This is a genomic window from Nocardioides rotundus (assembly GCF_019931675.1).
GTDB classification, from domain to species: Bacteria; Actinomycetota; Actinomycetes; order Propionibacteriales; family Nocardioidaceae; genus Nocardioides; species Nocardioides rotundus.
Window position 1 is genome coordinate 2190240 of record NZ_CP082922.1, and the last position, 17585, is coordinate 2207824.

Genomic DNA, 17585 nt, shown 5'->3' on the forward strand with positions numbered 1-17585 from the left:
GCGTTGACGCCCCTATAGGTCAAGACTTCATTGTGGCGCCTCGCCCCGGCGGGCGCGGTGGTCGGTCATCACGGCTTGGTACACCTCGCGGGCGAGGTAACGCTTGAGGCACCGGATGATGTCGCGTTTAGACAGCCCCTCGGCAGTGCGTCGGGCGACGTAATCGATGGTCGGCTGATGGAACCTCATCCGGACGATCACAGCTCGGTAGAGGGCGGCGTTCGCTTCGCGGTGACCGGCTCGTGAGAGCCGGTGCCGGTTCGTCATGCCTGATGAGGCAGGGACCGGACTGGTGCCGCAAAGCTTGGCAAACGCGGCTTCGGAGTGAACGCGTTCTGGGTTGTCGCCGAAGACGATGAGGACCTCGGCGGCGGTGTCGGCGCCGATGCCCAGTCCTTCACGCAGGGTGGGTGCGTGGGCGCGGGTGAGGTCGTCGAGGATCGTGTCGTGCTCGCGGATTTCGGCGTCCAGCGTTTGGTAGCGCTTCGCGAGCGTCCGTAGCGCGTGCTTCGCACTCGCGGGCGGTGAGGTCACCGCTCCCGGACGCAACGAGGCGCACCGGTTGATGAGGACCTTGTCGGATGTCCCGGCGAGGTGCTCGCGCAGGTCCGCGGGCGCGGTGACGATCAGCGCCTTGAGCGTGATCATCGCGCTGGTCCTGGCCTTCCGCGCGGTGTCCCGGGCGATCTTGATCTGTCGGATCATCTCGGCGGTGCCGTCGGCGGACTTCGGGATCGCCGTCGCTTGGCCGCCGAGTACTGCACGCGCGGCGGCCTCGGCGTCGAGGGTGTCGCTCTTGCCGTTGCTGCGACGGCCGCGCCGGTCACCGCGGTTGACCTCGATGACGCGGTGGCCGGTGCGGCGCAGGAAACTGGCCAGGCCGACTCCGTAGCTGCCGGTGCCCTCGACGCCGTAAGCGATCACGCGACCGTTGCCGGCCAACGAGGCGGCCCAAGCCTCGAGTTGCGCGTATCCCTCGCGGTTCGCCGCGACATGCTGCGCAGCGAGCCGTGCGCCGAGGTGGTCCAAGGCGACCGCGACGTGGGCGTACTTGTGGGTGTCGACACCGATGATGATCTGCCGACTCGTGACGTCGGCGGCTACCTGCTCGGCGGGTTCGACGGTCATGCTGGTCATGGCTGCCCTCCTGATCTGCTGGGTGGTCGGAGCCAGCTGGTCGGGCGGGTAGGACAGGACTGTGATGGGTCAGGTTTGGCGATCAGGCCCCTATTCGGTCACCGCCCTCCCGGCCAGCCGGCGTGTGCGTTGATCGCCACCTGGCCGGCGCCGACAGATCAACGCCAAGGCACCGCGGCCAGTCGTAAGCAAGGGTCAGACCCCGGCCAGGCAGCCCCTGATTCTTCTCACAGTCGTAGGAGTCGCCCTTGGACCCCACGGACGCCACGGCGTCGGCCTCAGCAAGGCGCTGGGAGTAGCGGATCGCCCGGTACTGCACGCCGCGGTCGCTGTGATGGACCAGACCGGTCAGGTCCTCGCCGGCTCGCTGACGCCGCCCCAGCCCCATCTGCAGCGCATCGAGCGCCAGATCTGTGTAGAGGTTGGTCGCGACCTGCCAGCCCACGATCATCCGCGAGTAGGCATCGAGCACGAACGCCGCGTACACCCATCCCGACATCGTCCGCACGTAGGTCAGGTCCGCGACCCACAGCTGGTTGGGTCTGGCCGCAGTGAAGTCGCGGTCGACCAGATCGGCCGGGCGGTCGGTCTCGGCGGCCGGCCGGGTGGTGCGGGGGTGCTTGTCGCGCAGCACGCCGCGCAGCCCAGCAGCGCGCATCAGCCGCTCGACGGTGCACCGCGCCACCGGTTGCTGCCCTGGTGTGGCGGCGGCTTGCCGGTTCATCTCATGCCATACCTTCCGCGCCCCATAGACCTCCATGTTGTCCTCGTGCACCTTCCTGATCTGTTCGGTCAGCTGTCCATCGCGGACCGACCGAGCCGAAGCCGGCCGCGACTTGTGGGCGTAGTAGGTCGACGACGCGATCTGGGCGCTGGTGCCCTCCAGGGCAGCCAAGACCGGCTGGACGCCGCCGTGTTCCTCCGCAACGGAGTCCACGAACTCGACCTTCACCGCCGTGGGGACTACCTCGCCGGACGGTCCAGCTCCGCCGCGAAGAAAGCCGAGGCCTGCTTCAAGATCGTGTTCGCCCGCCGGAGCTCACGGTTCTCCCGCTCCAGCTCAGCGATCCGGGCCGCATCAGCCGAGGCTGTTCCCGGCACCACCCCGCCGTCGATCTCGGCCTGCTTCACCCAGGTCCGCAACGCTTCCGGATGCACCCCGAGCTGGTCACCGATCCGCTTGATCGCCCCGACCTTCGAGGCCGGGTCCCGCCGAGCCTCCACCGCCAACCGAGTCGCACGATCCTTCAACTCCAACGGGTACTTACGCTGCGCAGCCATCTATCCGTTCCTCCAGGTTCCGATGTCTCCATCAAACCCGGTGCTTGACAGTGGGGCGGGCGGGTTTGTGGCCCGTACCTGACGTGTGACCCGGCGCAGGGCCGGGCGAGATCTGAGAGGAGACCTCGGTATGCCTATGCCGACCAAGCCCGGCGTGTCCGGGTTCATCGCATCCGACCCGACCCTGTCCTTCACCCGGTACGGCGACGCCCGCTTCTACGCCCGCGTCGGCCTCCACCAGGACGCCGAGCGCGACGAACAGGGCAACTTCCACGAGGTCGAGCCGTACTTCACCGACCTGATCATGTTCGGCCCCTCGGCCGAGCGGGCGCACGCCACCTACCAGAAGGGCGACAACTTCATCGCCCAGGGCCAGGAACGCACGTATACGCAGAACGTCGACGGCGAGCAGGTGACCCGCGAGCAGTTCCGGGCCAGCACGATCGGCCCGAACGGCAACATCACCACCTTCAGCATCGACCGCACCCCGCAGGCCGAGCGCGAGACCCCGGCCGTCGACGCCACCGCACGCGAAAGCACCTCACAGCAGGCGTCGGCCGTCGACGCAGAGGCGGCCGAGAAGGAGCCCGCGGACCCGGTGGCCGACGTGCTCGCCGAGCGCGAATCCCAGGTCGCCCCCGAACCCGTCTCCAGCCCGGCGCCGTCGGCGCAGGAACGCGAACCCGTCGCCCGATGACCACCGGACGGCACGATCGGGGCGGCCAGCTTCCTGGCCGCCCCGCACCGTTCGGCTCGGCAGCTCGGTGAGGAGGAACCATCATGAGCACGACACCGCACGACCCCGACGACCCGACTGGTGCGAATGAGGCCAGCGGCGGGGCTGCCTCCCCGGATCTGGAGCCTGCCGCCCGGGGTGCTGCAGCAGGTCAAGCGGATGGTGCAGGCCGAGTACGCCAAGGACCTGCGCACCCAGCTCGGCACCGTGCCCCGCACCATCAACTGGGACGCGCTGACCCCGGAAGATCTCGAGCAGGAGCTCCTCGCACTGAACGAGTGGGTCGACTGGCTGCGACACACCTACGGGCTGCCGCCGCAGATCATCCCGCCCATGTGGCACCGCCACCCCGAGTTGCTCTGGGAGCTCTCCGCACTCAGGCAGCACTGGCTGATCTGCTACGACCAGCAGGCCAAGGGCAACATGGGCGTCGTCTGGCACAACGACTTCGCCGCCGCCCGCGAACGCCTCCGCGACTGGGTCTCGATCTCGGGCAGCCGTCTTGACCGTGACCGTCCCACGCGCATCACCGCGTGGCCCGGCGGCGAGGCTGACGACTGGACGCCGCCGGACACCAGCGAGCAGCCCGTCACCGAACGCAGCGCCGACTTCGTCGCCTTCGTCCTCGACGCCGTCCGCGCCCGCGGCGAGGAGCAGGACGCGGCCATGCGGGAGATCATCGACAGCGAATAGGGCGCACGCCATCGCATCGGGGTCGGCCGGGACAGCAACGTTCCCGGCCGACCCTCCTTGCGTCCAGGCCCAGTGCCTCCGCGTCGTCCAGTCCGGTGTCCCCTGATCGTGCCCGTACCTGACCGGCATGACCCGCCACAGCGACCAGTCCGCCGGCCGCCGGCTCTACGCCGACCCGGTCGTGCGCGACGAACCCGACATGGATCGGCTCGTCGACCTCGTGCTTCATCTCGCCGAGTCCCAGCACCGCGCGGCCACGCTCGCGCGTCCCAGTCGGCCAGGGCCAGAGCACGGATCGCCGGTCGCAGAATCACTCGCGGACGAGGCCCAACCCAAGGAACAATGAACCACCCTCGACCCGGCCCGGCACCGGCGCGAACGGTTCTCGAGGGCCGATGGAGGATGTCATGACGATCTCATTGCCCACAGGACAGCCGCTGGATCTACAGAACCTGGCACTCACCGCAGTGACGTACCAGCGGGTATCCACCGAGGAACAGGCCGCCAAGGGCGGTCAACGCGAGGGCTTCTCGATCCCCGCCCAGCGGCAGGCCAACCAGCGCAAGGCCGACGAGATCGGCGCCACCATCGTGGAGGAGTTCGTCGACCCCGGCTACTCCGGGCGCACGCTTAAACGGCCCGACCTGCAGCGGATGCTGAAGTACATCAAGACCCACCAGGTCACGTACTGCATCGTCCACAAGCTCGACCGTCTCGCCCGTGACCGGCTCGTCGACCTCGAGATCCAGCGCGCCCTCATCGAGGCCGGCGTCACCCTCGTCTCGGTGACCGAGAGCATCGACGAGACCCCCTCCGGGACGCTCGTACACGGCGTCATGTCCGCGATCGCCGAGTTCTACTCCAAGAACCTCGCCGCCGAGGTCACCAAGGGCCTGACCCAGAAGATCGCCACCGGCGGCACTCCCGGGCGGGCACCGCTGGGCTACCTCAACGTCCGCAAGCACACCGAGGAAGGCCGCGAGTACCGCACCGTCGAGGTCGACCCGGAGCGGGCGCCGCTGATCCAGTGGGCCTTCGCCGTCTACGCCGCCGGCGACACCTCGGTCGAGAAGATACTCACCGACCTCACCGCCCGCGGCCTGACGACCGTGGCCACGCCGCAACGGCCGTCCAAGCCGGTCAGCAAGTCCGGGTTCTTCAAGCTCCTGCGCAACCCCTACTACATCGGACGGATCCGCTACAACGGAGCCGTCTACGACGGCAACCATCCCGCGATCGTCGACACCGAGGTCTGGGAACGAGTACAGCGTCTCCTGGACTCCCGCGCGCAGGCCGACGTCCGGTACCGCAAGCACGAGCACCCCCTGAAGGGGATCCTGTACTGCGCGACCTGCAAGTCCCGGCTGCACCTGGACTTCGCCCGGAACAAGCAAGGGATCCGCTACGCCTACTACGTCTGCTCCCGCCGGACCAGCAAGCGCACCACCTGCACCCGCAAGGCCGTTCCCGTCGGGATCGCCGAAGCCCTCGTCCAGACCTGCTACCAGCGGATCGGGATCAGCGAGGCAACCTACACCGCACTGGCCAAGCAGGTCGACGCCGCGTTCGATGAGCGGATGGCCTCCCGCTCGCAGGAGCTCGCCGAGCTGACCGCGAACCGCAAGCGCCTTCAGGCCGAGAGCGAGAAGCTCCTGGCCGCGCACTTCGCCGACGCCATCGACCTCGACACCCTCAAACGGCATCAGGACCGGATCCGCACCGGACTCACTGAGATCGACCGCAAGCTCGAGAACGACCACGAGCAATACACCGGGCAACGCAAGTACCTCACCAGCGCCATGAAGCTGCTCACCTACTGCGCCACGATGTACGGGCGATCAGACGACGAAGCCAAGCGGCTCGCGAACCAAGCCTTCTTCGACAAGATCTACATCGGCGAGGACGAGCAGCCCGTCGTCGAACTCGCCGAGCCCTTCAACGCACTCGCCCCCGACACGCTTTCGCATGTCGGGGGTTCGAGTACGTCAACTACGGTGGAGCTGAGGGGACTCGAACCCCTGACCCCTTGCATGCCATGCAAGTGCGCTACCAGCTGCGCCACAGCCCCAGGTCGTCCTCCGTGCGGAGGCAACGCGGACGATGTTAGCGGGCGTCGGTGCCCGACGCGAAATCGACCCCCGCAGGCTCGGTCCCGGTGAACTGCCGACCGCCCGTCACGTTGTAGGCCGCCAGCCGCAGCCCGCCCTTGTGCGGGTGCTCCGCGAGGACCGCCCAGCCGCAGTTGTCCATCCCGCGGAGGTGGCGTCGGGCGTCGTCGCTCCACCCGAGCAGCGCCGCGATGCCGACCATGCCGGAGGCGCCGTGCATCATCACGATGCCGGTCTCCCCCGGCGCCAGCTCGTCCAGGCACTCGGTGAGCACGGCCGCGAGCCGGGCCCGTACCTGCACCGTGCTCTCCGACCCGCGCACCAGCAGCGACTCGTCGTCGCGCAGCCAGGCCGCGTGCTCCTCGGGGAAGCGCTGGGCGAACTCCGGGATCGTCAGCCCCGAGCGCACACCCAGGTCGAACTCACGCAGCCGCGGGTCCGGGGTCGCGACCAGGCCGGTCCGCTTCTCGACGTACGCCATCGACTGGCGCGCGCGGGTCAGGTCGCTGGTCCACAGCCGCGAGGGCCGCATCGCCGCGAGGGTCGGGGCGACGCTGGAGGCCTGGCCGTGGCCGGTCTCGTCCAGCTCGACGTCGATGTGCCCCTGGGCCCGCCCGAGGTAGTTCCAGGCGGTCTGCCCGTGCCGGACCAGGACGAGGGTGCGGGGTGCAGCCGCCTCAGTCATGGGCGGCCGTGACCTCGGCCGGCAGCTCGATGGAGGGGGTGTCGCGCCAGAGCCGCTCGAGGGCGTAGAACTGCCGCTCCTCCTCGTGCAGGACGTGCACCACCAGGTCGCCGTAGTCCAGCAGCACCCAGCGACCCTCGCGGTGCCCCTCGCGACGGATCGGCTTGGCGTCGACCTCGCGCAGCCTGTCCTCGACCTCCTCGACGATCGCGCGGACCTGCCGGTCGTTGCTGCCGGAGGCGACGAGGAAGGCGTCGGTGATCGCGAGCTGGTCGCTGACGTCGAACGCGACGACGTCCTTCGCGAGCTTGTCGGCCGCGGCGAGCGCGGCGACCCGGACCAGCTCCAGAGCGTGGTCGGTGGCGGTCATGCGGGGTGCTCCCAATCGGTCGGCACCGGGTCGGGACCCGGGTAGAGGTTGTGCTTGGCGATGTACTGGACGACGCCGTCCGGCACGAGGTACCACACCGGCTCGCCGCGCTTCTTGCGCTCGCGGCAGTCGGTGGAGGAGATGGCCAGGGCGGGGATCTCCACCATGGTGACCCTGTCGGCCGGGATCTTGGCGAGCGTCTCAGGATCCATCGCATAGCCGGGGCGGGTACAGCCCACGAAGTTCGCCAGGGAGAACAGCTCGTCGGCGTCGCGCCAGGTGAAGATGTCGGCCAGCGCGTCCGCGCCGGTGATGAAGTAGAGCTCCGCGTCCGGCATCTCGGCGCGCAGGTCCCGCAGGGTGTCGATGGTGTACGTCGGCCCGTTGCGGTCGATGTCCACGCGGGAGACGGTGAACCGCGGGTTGGCCGCGGTCGCCACCACCGTCATCAGGTAGCGGTCCTCCGCCGGGCTCACCTCACGGTCGGACTTCTGCCAGGGCGCACCGGTCGGGACGAAGATCACCTCGTCCAGGTCGAACCAGGACTGCACCTCCGAGGCTGCGACCAGGTGGCCGTGGTGGATGGGGTCGAACGTCCCGCCCATCACGCCCACGCGGCGTGACCGGCCCTCGATCGCGGTCCGGGTGTTCAGCTGTGATCGCGTCCCGCGCCGAAGGCGACCAGGCCCACCAGGGCGAACAGCAGGATGCCCAGGGCCCCGACGCCGATGGCGTAGGGGATCCAGGGGGCAGCGGCTTCGGACCCACCCTCGGTGGCCAGGATCGTGGCGGTGCTCAGCATGGGCCGCATCATAACGGGATCAGCGGACGTGACCGTCACCGGTGACGACGTACTTCGTCGACGTCATCTCCGGCAGGCCCATCGGACCGCGGGCGTGCAGCTTCTGGGTGGAGATCCCGATCTCCGCACCGAAGCCGAACTCTCCCCCGTCGGTGAAGCGCGTCGAGGCGTTGACCAGCACCGCCGCCGCGTCCACGGCCGCCGTGAACCGGCGTGCCGCGCCCTGGTCCTCGGTGACGATCGCCTCGCTGTGCTGGGTGGAGTGCTCTCGGATGTGCTCCAGCGCCGCGTCGAGGGAGGGTACGACGGCCGCCGCCAGCTCGAGGGCGAGGTACTCGGTGTCCCAGTCCTCCTCGCCTGCGGGCAGCACGCCGTCGTACGCCGCGAACGCCGCATCCCCGTGCACCGTCACCCCGGCCTCCTGCAGCGCCCGCACCACCCGGGGCAGGAACTCCCCGGCCACGTCGGCATGCACCAGCAGGGACTCCGCCGCGTTGCACACGCTCGGGCGGTGGGTCTTGGCGTTCAGCACGATGGCCAGCGCCTTGTCCAGGTCGGCTGCCCGGTCGACGTACACATGACAGTTGCCGACGCCGGTCTCGATCACCGGCACGGTCGACTGCTCGACGACGGAGCTGATCAGCCCGGCTCCCCCGCGCGGGACCAGGACGTCGACCAGCCCGCGGGCCCGCATCAGCGCCTTCACCGCGTCGTGGGAGTCCCCCGGCACCAGCTGGATCGCGTCCGCGGGCAGGCCGGTCGACTCCACCGCGTCGCGCAGCACGCCGGCGATCGCGGCGTTGCTGGACCGGGCCGAGGAGGACCCGCGCAGCAGGACGGCGTTCCCGGACTTCAGGCAGATCCCGGCGGCGTCGGCGGTCACGTTGGGCCGGGCCTCGTAGATCATCCCCACCACGCCGAAGGGGACGCGGACCTGGCGCAGCTCCAGCCCGTTGGCCAGGGTGCCACCGCGCAGCACCTCGCCGACTGGGTCGGGCAGGCCGGCGACCTCGCGCAGCCCCTCGGCCATGCCGGCGACCCGCTCCTCGGTCAGCCGGAGCCGGTCGAGCAGGTGGTCGGGCGTGCCGGACTCCTCCGCGCGGGCGAGGTCCTCGGCGTTGGCCGTCAGCACGTCCTGGGCCCGCTCCTCCAGGCGGTCGGCCATGGCCCTCAGCGCGGAGTCCTTCGCCGCACGCGTGGCCAGCGCCAGGTCCAGGCTCGCCGTGCGCGCACGACGGGCGACGGCCTCCAGCTCCGCGGTGACGTCCATGCACCCGATCCTAGGAGCGGGCCCGGCGCAGACGCGCGGCGTCCCAGGGACGGGACGGCTCAGGTCAGCGCGGACCCTCGTGCCGCTCGATGTCGATCTCCGGCTCGGGCGCCTCGACGGCGCAGTACTCCGCCTGCCCCTCAGCGCGGCTCTCCGCCGCACGCCGCCCGCGCAGGACCACGACGAGTGCAGCAACGATCAGGGCAGCAACGACCACTGCCAGGACGATGACCAGGGCGACCAGGACGTTCATGAGGTTCCTCGCGAGGGCTGCAGGCGGCTCGAGTTCAGGACACGGACCACGCTAGGGCTCCGCCCGCGCTGACGCCAGAGCCCGCTGACCGGAGAGACAGCGCGGCGGGCCGGTGTCATCTGGTGACACCGACCCGCCGCACCACGTCAGGCGGCTGGACCGTTCAGCCCTTGCGCTCCTCGGTCTTCTCGGCCACGGAGGGGAACACCGAGTGCAGGTCGCCCACGACGCCGAAGTCGACCAGCTCGAAGATCGGCGCCTCCTCGTCCTTGTTGACCGCGACGATCGTCTTGGAGGTCTGCATGCCGGCCCGGTGCTGGATCGCACCGGAGATGCCGCCGGCGATGTAGAGCTGCGGCGAGACGGTCTTGCCGGTCTGCCCGATCTGGAAGGAGTGCTGGATCCAGCCGGAGTCGACGGCCGCGCGGGACGCGCCCACGGCGGCGCCCAGGGAGTCGGCCAGCTTCTCCACCGGCTCGAAGTTGCCGCCGGTGCCACGACCGCCGGCGACCACGATCGCGGCCTCGGTCAGCTCGGGGCGGCCGGTCGCCTTCCGCGGCTGCGAGGCCACGATCTGCGCGCCCTTGGCGGCGTCGGACACGGTGGCCGCGAAGTCCTCGCGGGCCGCGGCGCCGTCGGCCGCCTCCGGGGTCGCGGAGTTGGGCTTGACCGTGATGATCGGCGTGCCCTGGGTGACCTTCGCCTTGACCGTGTAGTTGCCCGCGAAGACGGACTGGGTCGTGACGGGGCCCTCCTCGACGTCGACGGCGTCGGTGATCAGCCCGGAGTCGAGCTTGATCGCCAGCCGCCCGGCGACCTCCTTGCCCTCGACGGTGGAGGGGATGAGGATCGCGGCCGGCGAGGTCTTCTCCGCCAGCTGCTGCAGCGCCTCGGCCTTGGGGGCCACCAGGAAGCCGCGGATCTCGGCGTCGTCGATGGTGTAGACCTTCTCCGCGCCGTACTGCTTGACGGCCTCGACGGCGGCGTCGGCCTGGTCGGCCGGGCCGATGAAGACGGCCGAGGGCTCGCCGAGGCGGCGGGCCAGGGTCAGCAGCTCGAAGGTGGGCTTGCGGACCTTGCCGTCCGCGTGGTCGATCAGGACCAGAACCTCAGACATGACTCTCCCAGCTCCTCAGATGAACTTCTTCGACGCGAGGAAGTCGACCAGCGCCTGCGCGCCCGAGCCGTCCTCGTCGGTGACGACCTCGCCCTGCGTGCGCGGCGGGCGCTCGGTGGTGTCCTCCACCTGCGTCCACGCCACGGCCAGGCCGACCTTGTCGGCCTCGACGCCGATGTCGGAGAGCGAGTAGGTCTCCAGCGGCTTCTTCTTCGCCGCCATGATCCCCTTGAAGGAGGGGTAGCGGGCCTCGCCGGACTGGTCGGTCACGCTCAGCACGAGCGGCATGGTGGCGCCGACGACCTCGGTGGCGGTGTCGCCGTCGCGCTTGACCCGCACCTGGTCGCCCTGGCTCTCGATGACCGAGGCCATGGTGACCTGGGGCAGCCCGAGGCGCTCGGCGAGCATGGCGGGGACGACGCCCATGGCGCCGTCGGTGGAGCCCATGCCGCACACCACCAGGTCGACCTTGTTCTCGCCGGAGATCTTCTCCACGGCCTTGGCCAGCACCAGCGAGGTGGCGATCGCGTCGGAGCCGGCGACCGCGTCGTCGACCACGTGCACGCCGGAGTCCGCGCCCATCTGCAGCGCCTTGCGCACCGCGTCGACGCCGGCCTCGGGGCCGACGGACAGGGCGGTCACCGTGGTGTCGTCACCGGCCTTCTCCTTCAGCTGCAGCGCCTGCTCGACGGCGTACTCGTCGAGCTCGGAGAGCAGCCCGTCGACGCCCTCGCGGTCCACGGTGTTGTCCGACTCGAACCGCCGGTCGCCTGTCGCGTCCGGCACGTACTTCACACATACGACAATGTTCATGGTGACTGGCCCTGCGGGCCCCTCCTTGCGATCGGATGGTCTGGCTGACGTTACTAGCCAGTCGGTACGGCGACCACGGCCGTCCGCGTGGGATGCCTCACGCGGTGTGTGACCGGCTCCACGCGGGGCTCAGCCGCGGACGAGCCGGGAGGCCACGCGGCCGATGATCAGCCACACGACCCCGCCGAGGCCCCAGTTGACCAGGGCGTTCTTCACCACGCGCGAGCGCGGCGAGCCCTCGTCGAACTTCAAGATGCCGTTCTGCCGGTCGAAGAAGCCCAGGTCGACGTTGTCCGCGGCGCCCTTGACGAAGCGCACCAGCTCGTTCTTGCCGTTCGCGTCCAACGCGATGAGGAGCGCACCGACGATGAGCAGCAGCGCGCAGGCCAGGCAGATCAGCCAGACGACCTGCGCGGCCTTCGCCCTGATCGCGGCCACGTCCATGCTGCGGTTCCTCCCGCTCTTGGCGCTCTCGTCCTTGCCGGTCTTCTCGGTCTTCTCGTGCTCGTCGGCCTTGGCCATGGCGGGTTCCCTCCCTGGTCGGTGCACCGGAGCGTGGGGTCCCCGGTCAGGGGGACCAACGAGCCCGGGAGCCCGAGGTTACCGGCCAGTCAGGTTCAGGCGCCCTTGAACTCGGCCTTGCCCGGCCCGTTCTCCACGAACGAGCGCATGCCGATCTTCTGGTCCTCGGTCGCGAACAGTGCGGCGAACTGCTGGCGCTCGATCTCCAGCCCGGTGGCCAGGTCGACCTCGAGGCCGCTGTCGATGGCCTCCTTGGCGGCCCGCAGGGCGAAGCTCGCGCCCCCGGCGAACTGGCGCGCCCAGGCCAGCGCCTCGTCGTACACCTGCTCGGCGGGCACGACCCGGTCCACCAGCCCGATGCGCAGCGCCTCGTCGGCCTTGACGAACCGGCCCGTGAAGATGAGGTCCTTGGCCCGGCTCGGCCCGACCAGGCGGGTGAGCCGCTGGGTGCCGCCCGCGCCGGGGATGATCCCGAGGAGGATCTCGGGCTGGCCGAGCACGGCGTCCTCGGCGGCGAAGCGCACGTCGGCGCACAGGGCCAGCTCGCAGCCTCCGCCGAGGGCGTAGCCGGTCACCGCCGCGACCACCGGCTTCGGGATCCTCGCGACGGTGGCGAAGGCCGTCTGCAGCGCGGCCGAGCGGGAGACCATGTCGGTGTAGGACTGCTCGGCCATCTCCTTGATGTCCGCGCCGGCGGCGAAGACCTTCTCGCCGCCGTAGATCACCACGGCCTTCACATCGTCCCGCTCGGTCGCCTCCTGCGCGGCGAGCCGGATCTCCTCCTGCACCTGGGCGTTGAGGGCGTTCATCTTCGGGCGGTCCAGCCGGAGGGTGGCAACACCGTCGGCGACCTCGAGGCGTACGAACTCGGTCATGATGGGCACTCTAACCAGCCGTCGGGGGCCGGCGGGTGACACGGCATGATGGCCCGGTGAGCCTCCCCACCTGGCGCTGGCACAGCCGCGACGAGACCGCCCCCGTCTGGCCGGGCTTCCACCAGCAGCTCGGCGCGACCTGGAGCGAGGACGCGACCAACTTCGCGGTGCGCGCACCGGAGGCGACCGCGCTGTGGGTCTGCCTCTTCGACGAGGAGGGCAACGAGACCCGGCACCAGCTCACCGAGCACACGCTCGGCGTGTGGCACGGCGCCATCCCCGGGGTCTCCCCCGGCCAGCTCTACGGCCTGCGCGCGGACGGGCCGTGGGCTCCGGAGCGCGGCCACCGGTTCAACCCGGCCAAGCTGCTGCTGGATCCCTACGCCAAGGCGGTCACCGGCGAGGTGCGTCCCGGCCCGGAGACGCTCCCGCACGATCCGGAGGACCCGGCCGTCCGCTCGGAGGTCGACTCCGCCGGCTCCATGCCGCGCTGCGTCGTCGTCGCCGAGGACGACTTCGACTGGGGCGAGGACCGGCGGCTGCGCACCCGTTGGCGGGACACCGTCATCTACGAGCTGCACGTGAAGGGTTTCACCGAGCTGCATGACCGGATCCCCGAGGAGCTGCGCGGCACCTACGCCGGGCTGGGCCACCCGGTGGTCACCGACTACCTCAGCGAGCTCGGGGTCTCCGCGGTCGAGCTGCTGCCGGTGCAGCAGTTCGCCACCGAGCCGGCCGTGGCCGAGCGCGGGCTGGTGAACTACTGGGGCTACAACACCATCGGCTTCCTCGCGCCGCACGGCGCCTACTCCTCCGCCGGCGACCGCGGCGAGCAGATCGCGGAGTTCAAGGCGATGGTCAAGGCCTTCCACGACGCCGGGATCGAGGTCTTCCTCGACGTGGTCTACAACCACACGGCCGAGGGGGGACCCGACGGGCCGGCGTACTCCTTCCGCGGGCTGGACGACCTCGGCTTCTACAAGCGGTCGGGCACCACCGGCGACGCCTACTGGGACGTCACCGGCTGCGGCAACACCGTGGACGCCACCAACGTCGGCGCGCTCCGCCTCATCCTGGACTCCCTGCGCTACTGGGTGACCGAGTTCCACGTCGACGGGTTCCGCTTCGACCTCGCCTCGGCGCTGGCGCGCACCGGCCACGACATCGACATGGCCGGCGCCTTCCTCACCACGATCGGGCAGGACCCGGTGCTGCGCTATGTGAAGCTGATCGCCGAGCCGTGGGACGCCTCGATGGACGGCTACCTCGTCGGCTCGTTCCCCCCGCCGTGGGTGGAGTGGAACGACACCTACCGCGACGCGGTCCGCGACTTCTGGCGCGGTCGCACCTCCCCGCGGGAGATGGCCTCGCGCCTGGCGGGCTCCTCGGACCTCTACGCCGACGACGGCCGCTCGCCGTACGCCTCGGTCAACTTCGTCACCGCGCACGACGGCTTCACGCTGCGCGACCTGGTCTCCTACGAACGCAAGCACAACGAGGCCAACAAGGAGAGCAACCGGGACGGGTCGAACGACAACCGGTCGGACAACTACGGCGTCGAGGGCCCGACCGACGACCCGCAGATCGACGCGCTGCGCCGGCGCCAGGCCAAGAACATGCTGGTCACCCTCGCGCTGTCGTCGGGCTCGCCGATGATCACCGCCGGCGACGAGCGCGGCCGCACCCAGGACGGGAACAACAACGCCTACTGCCAGGACAACCAGATCTCCTGGGTCGACTGGAGTCCCGACGACGCCTGGCTGGACGTCTACGAGACCGCGCGGGCCGCGCTGCGGCTGCGGCGCTCGCACGAGACCCTGCGGCAGCGGCACCACTTCGCCGGCGAGCCCGTCGTGCCCGGCGGCCCGAAGGATCTGGCCTGGCTGCACCCGTCGGGCCGGGAGATGACCGAGGCGGACTGGTACGACGAGGGGTTGCGCACGCTGTCGATGTTCCTGTCCGGCGACCCGCTCCGCTCCCCCGGACGGCACGGCGAGCAGCAGCACGACGCGTCGTTCCTGGTGTGGCTGCACGCGGGCACCGATCCGGTCGAGGTCACGCTGCCGGAGAACCAGTGGGTGCAGCGCGGCGAGGTGGTGCTCTCCACCGACGAGGGCCACCCCGAGGGCGAGCTCCTCGAGGCGGGGAGCACGATCACGCTCGCCGGGCGCTCGGTGCTGGTCCTCCGCGAGGCCTGACGCCACCCCACCCGTCCGCCGAGTCGGCTTGGACAGGGTCAGCCGGCGGGGAGCGCGGCGAGCCCCATCTCGGCGACCGAGGCGATGCCGCGGTGCCGCGGTACGACGCGCACGGTGTAGCCGAACGCGCCCGCGCGGTCCAGGGTCACCTCGGCGTCGTAGCGGTACCGGCCGCCCTCGTAGGACTCCACCGGCTGCATCGAGGCCACGGCGGGGTCGCTCAGGGCGTCCTCGCTGCTCGGGGAGCCCGCGACCACCTGGACGTCGACGTCGTCGGGAGCGAGGTCGCCGAGCGCGACGAAGGCCCGCACCGACAGGGTCTGCCCGACCTCGGGCGCGTCCCCCACGTCGCCGGACTCCACATGCTCCACGCGGACCTGCGACCAGCCGGCCTTGGTGCGCTGCTTCCACGACGCGAGCGCACGGGCGCCCTCGTAGTCGTCGTTGAGGGCGCGCGAGCTCCGCGCCGCCGGGGCGTAGAGCTGCTCGACGTAGTCGCGCACCTGCCGGGTCGCGAGCACCTTGGGGCCCAGCGACTTCAGCGTGTGCCGGACCATGTCCAGCCAGCCCTGCGGGATCCCGGCGTCGTCCCGGTCGTAGAACCGGGGGGCGACCTCGTTCTCCAGCAGGTCGTAGAGCGCGGCGGCCTCCAGGTCGTCGCGCCGGTCCGGGTCGTCGACGCCGTCGGCCGACGGGATCGCCCAGCCGTTGCGGCCGTCGTACCACTCATCCCACCAGCCGTCGAGGATGGAGAGGTTCAGCCCGCCGCTGAGGGCCGCCTTCATCCCCGAGGTGCCGCACGCCTCGTAGGGCCGCAGCGGGTTGTTGAGCCACACGTCGCAGCCGGGGTAGAGCGGCTGCGCCATCGCGATGTCGTAGTTCGGCAGGAACGCGATCCGGTGCCGGACCTCCGGATCGTCGGCGAACCGCACCATCTCCTGGATCAGCCGCTTGCCGGTCTCGTCCGCCGGGTGCGACTTGCCGGCGATCACCAGCTGGATCGGCCGCTCCGGGTCGAGCAGCAGCCGCTTGAGCCGCTCGGGGTCGCGCAGCATCAGGGTGAGGCGCTTGTACGTCGGCACTCGCCGTGCGAAGCCGATGGTCAGCACGTCGGGGTCCAGCGCCGTGTCGATCCAGCCGAGCTCGGCGGACGCGGCGCCCCGCTTGCGCCAGGACTTGGCGATCCGCTCGCGCGCGTCCTGCACCAGGTTCTGCCGCAGGGAGCGCTTGAGGGTCCAGATCCGGTCGGCGGGGATCCGGTCGACCAGGTCCCAGAAGGCGTCCAGGTCGGCGCTGTCGCGCGGGACGCCGTCGGCCTCGGCCAGCTCGAAGACCTCGTCGGCGACCCAGGTGGGCGCGTGCACGCCGTTGGTGATCGAGGTGATCGGCACCTCGGCCTCGTCGAAGGCGGGCCACAGGCCGTTGAACATGTGCCGCGAGACGTGGCCGTGCAGCTGGGAGACGCCGTTGGCCCGCTGGGCGAGGCGGAAGCCCATCACCGCCATGTTGAACACGCCGGCGTCGCCGCCCTCGTAGTCCTCCGACCCCAGGGCGAGCACCCGCTCGACGGGGACGCCCGGGACCGGCGAGGAGCCGCCGCCGAAGTACTGCTCGACCAGCTCCCGCGGGAAGCGGTCGATGCCGGCCGGGACCGGCGTGTGGGTGGTGAAGACGGTGCCGGCGCGGGTCACCTCGAGCGCGGTGTCGAAGTCCAGGGCCGGACCGCCGTCGGCGACGGTCAGCTCGCGGATCCGCTCCAGCCCGAGGAAGCCCGCGTGCCCCTCGTTGGTGTGGAAGACCTCCGGTGCCGGCGCGCCGGCGATCCGGGACCACGCCCGCAGGGCGCGGACGCCGCCGACGCCCAGCAGCAGCTCCTGGCGGAGGCGGTGCTCGGTGGTGCCGCCGTACAGCCGGTCGGTCACCTCGCGGTAGTGCTGCGGGTTCTCCTCCACGTCGGAGTCGAGCAGGAGCAGCGGCACCCGGCCCACCTGTGCGACCCAGATGCGGGCGACCAGGTCGGGGCCGTCGGGCAGCGGGATGGTCACCGTGGCGCGCGACCCGTCGGACTCGCGCAGCACGCTGAGCGGCAGCTCGTCGGGGTCGAGGACGGGGTAGGTCTCCTGCTGCCAGCCGTCGCGGTTCAGCGACTGCTTGAAGTAGCCGTACTTGTAGAGCAGCCCGACGCCGGTCAGCGGGATGCCCAGGTCGCTGGCGGCCTTGAGGTGGTCGCCGGCCAGGATGCCCAGGCCACCGGAGTACTGCGGGAGCACCGCGGTAATGCCGTACTCCGGGGAGAAGTAGGCGATCTGCCGGGGCGCGTCCTCCCCCGCGCGCTGGGCGTACCACCGGTCGTCGGAGAGGTACGTCGCCAGGTCGGCGCGCACCGCGGCGAGCCGCTCGAGGAAGCCGGCGTGCGCCGCCAGCCCCGCCCACCGCTCCCGGCTCACCGCGCCGAGCAGGCGCACCGGGTCGTGGCCGACCGCCTTCCAGGCGGCCGGGTCGACGTCGCGGAAGACCGCCTGCGTCGGGGGGTGCCAGGACCACCGCAGGTTCGCGGCCAGCTCGCTGAGCGCGGCCAGCTGCGGCGGCAGGACGGGGCGGACGGTGAAGCGACGGATGGCACGCACGGGAGGACGGTACAGCCAAGGTTGGATCGATCCAACAATCCTCGCCCGTGCGGGTGAGCGGCTTGCACGGGACCCGGTCGAGCGGGAAGTCTGACGCC

18 protein-coding genes, 1 tRNA gene and 1 pseudogene are annotated in these 17585 nt (G+C 70.7%); 5 read left to right on the forward strand and 15 right to left on the reverse strand.

Going from position 1 to position 17585, the window contains the following annotated elements; translation table 11 throughout:
• Window positions 1-27: 27 nt before the first annotated feature.
• The 3 genes from K8W59_RS10845 to K8W59_RS10855 form a co-directional block, all read right to left on the reverse strand.
• Window positions 28-1137, reverse strand: coding sequence for an IS110 family RNA-guided transposase (locus tag K8W59_RS10845; protein ID WP_223393709.1), 1110 nt, complete (start codon window positions 1135-1137; stop codon window positions 28-30).
• Window positions 1138-1219: 82 nt separating this feature from the next.
• Complete coding sequence (locus K8W59_RS10850; protein WP_223393711.1) at window positions 1220-2089, reverse strand: IS3 family transposase; 870 nt, start codon at window positions 2087-2089, stop codon at window positions 1220-1222.
• A gap of 11 nt (window positions 2090-2100) precedes the next feature.
• On the reverse strand, window positions 2101-2418 hold the full coding sequence (locus K8W59_RS10855; protein ID WP_223393713.1) for a transposase: 318 nt from the start codon (window positions 2416-2418) through the stop codon (window positions 2101-2103).
• A gap of 130 nt (window positions 2419-2548) precedes the next feature.
• Between K8W59_RS10855 and K8W59_RS10860 the strand changes: the two genes are divergently transcribed.
• The 4 genes and pseudogenes from K8W59_RS10860 to K8W59_RS20385 all read left to right on the forward strand — a co-directional run.
• Window positions 2549-3115, forward strand: coding sequence for a single-stranded DNA-binding protein (locus K8W59_RS10860; protein WP_223393715.1), 567 nt, complete (start codon window positions 2549-2551; stop codon window positions 3113-3115).
• A 126-nt stretch (window positions 3116-3241) separates the two neighbouring features.
• Window positions 3242-3847 carry a hypothetical protein gene (locus tag K8W59_RS10865; RefSeq protein WP_223393717.1) on the forward strand — a complete coding sequence of 202 codons (606 nt, stop codon included), beginning with the start codon at window positions 3242-3244 and terminating at the stop codon, window positions 3845-3847.
• A 127-nt stretch (window positions 3848-3974) separates the two neighbouring features.
• On the forward strand, window positions 3975-4193 hold the full coding sequence (locus K8W59_RS10870; protein WP_223393719.1) for a hypothetical protein: 219 nt from the start codon (window positions 3975-3977) through the stop codon (window positions 4191-4193).
• Window positions 4194-4254: 61 nt separating this feature from the next.
• Window positions 4255-5280 (forward strand): annotated as a pseudogene (locus K8W59_RS20385) (recombinase family protein); the annotation flags it as partial.
• Between the two features lie 562 nt (window positions 5281-5842).
• On the opposite strand, the gene K8W59_RS10880 reads toward K8W59_RS20385, so the two are convergent.
• From K8W59_RS10880 to K8W59_RS10930, 11 genes are all read right to left on the reverse strand, one after another.
• Window positions 5843-5915: transfer RNA gene (locus K8W59_RS10880), tRNA-Ala, on the reverse strand.
• Between the two features lie 35 nt (window positions 5916-5950).
• Entirely contained in the window at window positions 5951-6640 is a 690-nt protein-coding gene (locus K8W59_RS10885; protein ID WP_223393722.1) for a histidine phosphatase family protein, read from the reverse strand.
• Window positions 6633-7010, reverse strand: coding sequence for a ribosome silencing factor (gene rsfS, locus K8W59_RS10890; RefSeq protein WP_223393724.1), 378 nt, complete (start codon window positions 7008-7010; stop codon window positions 6633-6635). Before rsfS ends, K8W59_RS10885 begins: the two co-directional genes overlap by 8 nt.
• The gene (gene nadD / locus K8W59_RS10895; RefSeq protein WP_263283313.1) at window positions 7007-7645 is read right to left on the reverse strand and encodes a nicotinate-nucleotide adenylyltransferase; all 639 of its coding nucleotides are present in this window, start codon (window positions 7643-7645) and stop codon (window positions 7007-7009) included. The genes rsfS and nadD overlap by 4 nt, the downstream gene beginning before the upstream one ends.
• A gap of 14 nt (window positions 7646-7659) precedes the next feature.
• Window positions 7660-7812, reverse strand: a complete 153-nt coding sequence (locus K8W59_RS10900) for a hypothetical protein (RefSeq protein WP_223393726.1) — start codon at window positions 7810-7812, stop codon at window positions 7660-7662.
• Between the two features lie 19 nt (window positions 7813-7831).
• Window positions 7832-9082, reverse strand: a complete 1251-nt coding sequence (locus K8W59_RS10905) for a glutamate-5-semialdehyde dehydrogenase (RefSeq protein ID WP_223393728.1) — start codon at window positions 9080-9082, stop codon at window positions 7832-7834.
• Between the two features lie 64 nt (window positions 9083-9146).
• Window positions 9147-9335: a hypothetical protein gene (locus tag K8W59_RS10910; RefSeq protein ID WP_223393730.1), complete on the reverse strand. Its 189-nt coding sequence runs from the start codon at window positions 9333-9335 to the stop codon at window positions 9147-9149.
• 163 nt (window positions 9336-9498) lie between these two features.
• On the reverse strand, window positions 9499-10452 hold the full coding sequence (locus K8W59_RS10915) for an electron transfer flavoprotein subunit alpha/FixB family protein (protein ID WP_223393732.1): 954 nt from the start codon (window positions 10450-10452) through the stop codon (window positions 9499-9501).
• Between the two features lie 15 nt (window positions 10453-10467).
• Complete coding sequence (locus K8W59_RS10920) at window positions 10468-11247, reverse strand: electron transfer flavoprotein subunit beta/FixA family protein (protein WP_223393734.1); 780 nt, start codon at window positions 11245-11247, stop codon at window positions 10468-10470.
• A gap of 147 nt (window positions 11248-11394) precedes the next feature.
• Window positions 11395-11787: a hypothetical protein gene (locus K8W59_RS10925; protein ID WP_223393736.1), complete on the reverse strand. Its 393-nt coding sequence runs from the start codon at window positions 11785-11787 to the stop codon at window positions 11395-11397.
• A 95-nt stretch (window positions 11788-11882) separates the two neighbouring features.
• Window positions 11883-12662 (reverse strand): enoyl-CoA hydratase/isomerase family protein, encoded by a 780-nt coding sequence (locus K8W59_RS10930; protein ID WP_317846265.1) that lies wholly within the window; start codon window positions 12660-12662, stop codon window positions 11883-11885.
• Between the two features lie 56 nt (window positions 12663-12718).
• On the opposite strand from K8W59_RS10930, the gene glgX reads away from it, so the two are divergent.
• Window positions 12719-14860: a glycogen debranching protein GlgX gene (glgX, locus tag K8W59_RS10935; protein ID WP_223393739.1), complete on the forward strand. Its 2142-nt coding sequence runs from the start codon at window positions 12719-12721 to the stop codon at window positions 14858-14860.
• Window positions 14861-14898: 38 nt separating this feature from the next.
• Here the strand turns inward: glgX and glgP are convergent, their stop codons facing one another.
• On the reverse strand, window positions 14899-17487 hold the full coding sequence (glgP, locus tag K8W59_RS10940) for an alpha-glucan family phosphorylase (RefSeq protein WP_223393741.1): 2589 nt from the start codon (window positions 17485-17487) through the stop codon (window positions 14899-14901).
• Window positions 17488-17585: the final 98 nt, after the last annotated feature.

What these genes read in the sequence shown, in the direction of transcription:
- K8W59_RS10905 (WP_223393728.1), bottom strand. Translation starts at nt 9,082, where the DNA reads ATGGACGTCACCGCGGAGCTGGAGGCCGTCGCCCGTCGTGCGCGCACG.
- K8W59_RS10925 (WP_223393736.1), bottom strand. Translation starts at nt 11,787, where the DNA reads ATGGCCAAGGCCGACGAGCACGAGAAGACCGAGAAGACCGGCAAGGAC.
- K8W59_RS10930 (WP_317846265.1), bottom strand. Translation starts at nt 12,662, where the DNA reads ATGACCGAGTTCGTACGCCTCGAGGTCGCCGACGGTGTTGCCACCCTC.
- K8W59_RS10870 (WP_223393719.1), top strand. Translation starts at nt 3,975, where the DNA reads ATGACCCGCCACAGCGACCAGTCCGCCGGCCGCCGGCTCTACGCCGAC.
- rsfS (WP_223393724.1), bottom strand. Translation starts at nt 7,010, where the DNA reads ATGACCGCCACCGACCACGCTCTGGAGCTGGTCCGGGTCGCCGCGCTC.
- K8W59_RS10845 (WP_223393709.1), bottom strand. Translation starts at nt 1,137, where the DNA reads ATGACCAGCATGACCGTCGAACCCGCCGAGCAGGTAGCCGCCGACGTC.
- K8W59_RS10855 (WP_223393713.1), bottom strand. Translation starts at nt 2,418, where the DNA reads ATGGCTGCGCAGCGTAAGTACCCGTTGGAGTTGAAGGATCGTGCGACT.
- K8W59_RS10865 (WP_223393717.1), top strand. Translation starts at nt 3,242, where the DNA reads ATGAGGCCAGCGGCGGGGCTGCCTCCCCGGATCTGGAGCCTGCCGCCC.
- K8W59_RS10915 (WP_223393732.1), bottom strand. Translation starts at nt 10,452, where the DNA reads ATGTCTGAGGTTCTGGTCCTGATCGACCACGCGGACGGCAAGGTCCGC.
- K8W59_RS10885 (WP_223393722.1), bottom strand. Translation starts at nt 6,640, where the DNA reads ATGACTGAGGCGGCTGCACCCCGCACCCTCGTCCTGGTCCGGCACGGG.
- K8W59_RS10910 (WP_223393730.1), bottom strand. Translation starts at nt 9,335, where the DNA reads ATGAACGTCCTGGTCGCCCTGGTCATCGTCCTGGCAGTGGTCGTTGCT.
- K8W59_RS10900 (WP_223393726.1), bottom strand. Translation starts at nt 7,812, where the DNA reads ATGCTGAGCACCGCCACGATCCTGGCCACCGAGGGTGGGTCCGAAGCC.
- K8W59_RS10860 (WP_223393715.1), top strand. Translation starts at nt 2,549, where the DNA reads ATGCCTATGCCGACCAAGCCCGGCGTGTCCGGGTTCATCGCATCCGAC.